Below are 4,261 nucleotides of genomic sequence, written 5' to 3' on the forward strand. Positions count from 1 at the left end.
AGATACAATAGAAGGTCAAATATGGGGACAATCTTCGATGTGTTAATGAAAAAGATGGTGAAATTTGAATAAATATCAATAAAATCAATAGATAACAAGGGTGCTCTAAGCGCCTATACCTATATATTTTAATCCAACTTAACGAGTCCGTTTATCACGCTGGAAAGCATCCCTACTTTTGTTTTTTGGCGAGGAAGGATTCGTAGTGAATTTGTAAAAATGATGTTTTTAAAACGGCAAATAGTTAGTATTAACTATTATTATTTGATGCTTTTTAGCAATTAAAGCTTTTTTTATGTAAAAAATCTTTTGTACCTTTACATATTACTATATATAATAATAATCTTATGAAAAAATTGTACCCAAAAGGCAATATTAGTATACTATTTATTGCTTTATTTATTGCTTTTGGTGTGACCAACACACAGGCTCAAACATCGGACAGTTTGTATAAACCTGAACGGGAATTCAAAAACACGATTCGTTTTAATGCGACAAACCCATTGATTTTTGGTGGTAAATCTCTCATTTTTGGTTATGAGAGAATTTTAAAACACAATCGTTCCTTTTCCATTAATATTGGTCAGGCAGCCCTTCCTAATTTTGAAAATGGATTTTCAGATGAATTCAGAAGCAAAACCGTTCTGTCTCAAGGAGGTTTTCATATTTCTGGAGATTACCGTTTTTATCTTTCTAAACTCAATAAGTATAACGCTCCAAGAGGAGTTTACATAGGCCCTTATTATTCCTATAATAGATTCAGTAAAGGTCACGATTGGGAATACAAAAAGGATGAAACTAGTGCACCTAAAACAATTAATTCTGATTTAAGCCTTAAGATTCAGCAAATCGGTTTTGAATTGGGTTACCAATTTGTTTTTTGGAAACGATTTTCGGTAGATTTGGTTCTTATGGGTCCTGGTGTAGCTGCTTACAAAGTGAAAGCAACAGCAGAAGGAAATTTATCTGATTCCGAAAGAGAAGAATTCTTTGAAAATCTCAATGAGGCTTTAAAAGAAAAATTTCCTGGTTACGGCGGAACTATTGGGGAGAATGCAGATGGAGAATTTGAAAAAAATGGATCTGCAAGTACTACAAGTTTAGGGTTTCGATATATGATTAATGTAGGGTATAGATTTTAAGTAAAATATTAATTTAAGAACAAACAAATATGAAAATCAAATTAATTTTATCAGCTTTAGCTATTATTCTTTTAGCTGGATGTAGTCCATCTACTCAACTTGTGAAAACCTGGTCTGATCCATCCTTGAATGCTGCAACGGTCCCGGCTTTTAATAAAGTTTTAGTTATTGCTCAAATGAAAGATGATTCTTCCAGAAGAATTGCCGAAGACAAAGTGGTTGCTTCATCGGCTAAAGGGAATTTTATCGCTTCTTATAGTTATTTGAAACCTTCTCAAACAGATCATCAGCTAGTAGTTGGAGAATTACTGAAAGACGGTATCGAAGGTATTATTTTGATGCGTTTGACAGATATAGCAAAAACTACTGATTATGTTCAAGGTACCACTTATTACGGCGGTTGGGGATACGGACGCGGATATTATGGTGGTTATGGTTACGGATACGGCGGCGGAATGTATGGAACCCCAGGGTACTATGAGGAAAATAAAACCTATTATGTAGAGACCACTATTTATGATGTTAAATCAAATAAGTTATTATGGTCAGGAACCACTTCTACATTGAATCCGACCAAAGCCAATGAGACTATGGACGATATTATTGCAGCTGTTAAAACCGAGCTAAATAATAAAGGATTAATTAAAAAAGAAGAGCCTGTTAAGAAATAATCCTTCTTTTTTTCTGAATGGCATCAAACAGATTATAAACTTCGATTCAAAGTTTATAATCTGTTTTTTTTTAAATTGAAGTGATTTGTACATCTTATACCATAAACCTATAAAAAACAGCGCAAAAACATAGGCCATTTGTCACTCCGCAGGAGTCGCTGCGCGCGCGAGTAGGGGCGCTTTACGGCATGACAAACTGACTATTCAGAATGGATTAAAATATAGTTATGTTTGGTACTAAATGGTGCAATTTGTATCAGTAATATTGTAAATTTGCAAAATGAATAAGAGATTTTTGTTTTATTTTAGTTGTATACTTTTCGTAGTGACAAATTTGAGCTCTGTTGCTCAAAATCAAGAAGTTTCCGAAAAGGTATGCCCTGAAAAATCGCTACCCGACCTTTTTAAAAAGAAGGACTCGGTACACATATTGAAACCACGAAAAAACAGCTTCTTTTTAATTATACCCGTGATTGGATCTCAGCCAGCTACCGGGTTTTCGTATGGTGTCGTTACTCAATATACATTCAAAGGAAAAAAAGTTGATGACAAATATTCTTCTATTAATTTTGGAGCTACTTATACTGAAAAAAAACAAGTACTTCTAAATTTTAAGAATAGTGTGATGCTCAAGAATAACAGTCTTTTCCTCAGTGGAGACTGGCGTTTTTATGTGTTTTCACAAGCGAATTATGGGTTAGGAACAGATATTGTTCCACCAAAATATAGGGACTCAAATTTTGATTTGGAATCAATAAAGGAACCGATGGATTATAACTATTTTAAGTTTCATCAGACGGTTTCTTGGGAAGTCAAAGATAATTATTATGTTGGCGCTGGTGTTCATTTGGATTGGTATACCACTATAACCGATCAAAATCTTGATGTTGCCAACGGCATTTATACCAATCACTACAATTACAATCTGAAATATGGATTAGATGACGAAGAGTATGTAGTCAATGGGGTAAGTTTAAATCTGTTGTATGACTCTAGAGACAATCAGATTAATACCAATCGCGGAATGTTTGCTAATATCAATTATCGAATGAATCCTGCGTTCAATCAAAGTCAAGATGTTAGTACCGTTTTATACGGCGAATATCGCTATTTTTTGCCCTTGAGTAAAATCAATAAACAGCACGTTTTTAGTTTATGGGCCATGGGTCATTTTGTAACGACTGGTAATGTGCCATATTTGAATTTGCCTTCGATTGGATGGGATCAGAGAAGCAGGAGTGGAAAAGGATATGTACAAGGGTTATTCCGAGGTCAGAAAATGGTTTATTTTGAAACAGAATATCGTTTTCCAATCAGTTGTAATCAGTTGATTAGTGGCACTGTATTTGCCAATATGACTACTACAAGTGACAAAGATCGCGAGATCCGTTTATTCCAATATGTACAGCCGGCGGTTGGTGTAGGTTTACGTATTCTGATTGACAAAGCCACTCGGACTAATCTCGTAATGAATTATGCTTGGGGTCGACATTCTGACGCCTTTTATTTGAATGCTGGAGAATCGTTTTAGGTCATCAAAACAATATTAAAACCCCCAACTCATATCCATAATTGTATGATTTTGCTCCACCGTAACCAATACTTGGATGAATATAAAACATAGAATCTGGTGTGAATTTCCGACCAAATTCAATAAATGCAGAGTTTTGAAATCCCTCGATTGTATGATTGTATCTGAGAGCAGTATTTATACCAAACCAATTTTTACCCAAAAAGTAGAGAAACGTATTTTCAAATACAGTTGTATTTATGTCATTTCGTTCACTATCTCCCGCAAAACTTATTTGGTTTTCTACTAAAGACAACCATAAAAATTTCTTCTTGTTTCCAAGATAGTTCCCCATAGTAATGCTAGGTATAAACACCCATTTTCCCGTTCCAAAATTTGCGTCACTTGCCGAATTTGCACTTACTTTAGCACGAAGACCAATTCCTGTTTTATTTTTTACATAAGGAATGTAGGAGGCGGCAAGAATAAGGTCACCTAAGCCACTTTTGTTAATAGAAGATGTGTTTGTAGAGATTAAGGGGACATCAGCCCGCAAAAGCCAAGTTTTTTTTCCTATTGGATACAAAACTCTAAAATTTGTAGTGTTGAAAGAGCCGCTATCAGTATCTAAATATTCATTGAATAAAATTACCGATTTTTTAAAAAAATTAAAGCGAACTTCCATAAGTGGATTGGAGTATTTTATAGAGTCTTGCGCTTTTGCTGCAAATGATACTATAAAAACAATTGCTAGGAGTAAAATAGTTTTTTTCATTTTGGAGATTTAAAAGTCTTAGCTAATTTAGAAAATAATAAATAGTCATTCCTTAAAAACAAATTAACAATTTGATTGTTAATAACTTATGATAAAATAATATTAAAAAAGGCTCTGTTAAATTGCCAAAAAGTGTATATTTCGGTATAAAAAAGTGGCAATA

4 protein-coding genes are annotated in these 4,261 nt (G+C 33.8%); 3 read left to right on the plus strand and 1 reads right to left on the minus strand.

The features are described 5' to 3' along the window. The first annotated feature begins 347 nt into the window (after positions 1-347). From ACIQ1E_RS13940 to ACIQ1E_RS13950, 3 genes are all read left to right on the plus strand, one after another. Positions 348-1,142 (plus strand): hypothetical protein, encoded by a 795-nt coding sequence (locus ACIQ1E_RS13940; protein ID WP_396171957.1) that lies wholly within the window; start codon positions 348-350, stop codon positions 1,140-1,142. Between the two features lie 29 nt (positions 1,143-1,171). Further along, positions 1,172-1,813, plus strand: coding sequence for a DUF4136 domain-containing protein (locus tag ACIQ1E_RS13945; RefSeq protein WP_396171959.1), 642 nt, complete (start codon positions 1,172-1,174; stop codon positions 1,811-1,813). Between the two features lie 280 nt (positions 1,814-2,093). Beyond that, complete coding sequence (locus tag ACIQ1E_RS13950) at positions 2,094-3,344, plus strand: BamA/TamA family outer membrane protein (RefSeq protein ID WP_396171961.1); 1,251 nt, start codon at positions 2,094-2,096, stop codon at positions 3,342-3,344. Between the two features lie 4 nt (positions 3,345-3,348). On the opposite strand, the gene ACIQ1E_RS13955 is transcribed toward ACIQ1E_RS13950, so the two are convergent. Next, positions 3,349-4,098 (minus strand): lipid A phosphoethanolamine transferase, encoded by a 750-nt coding sequence (locus ACIQ1E_RS13955; protein ID WP_396171963.1) that lies wholly within the window; start codon positions 4,096-4,098, stop codon positions 3,349-3,351. Between the last annotated feature and the right edge of the window lie 163 nt (positions 4,099-4,261).

Source organism: Flavobacterium sp., assembly GCF_044348915.1.
Lineage (GTDB): Bacteria > Bacteroidota > Bacteroidia > Flavobacteriales > Flavobacteriaceae > Flavobacterium.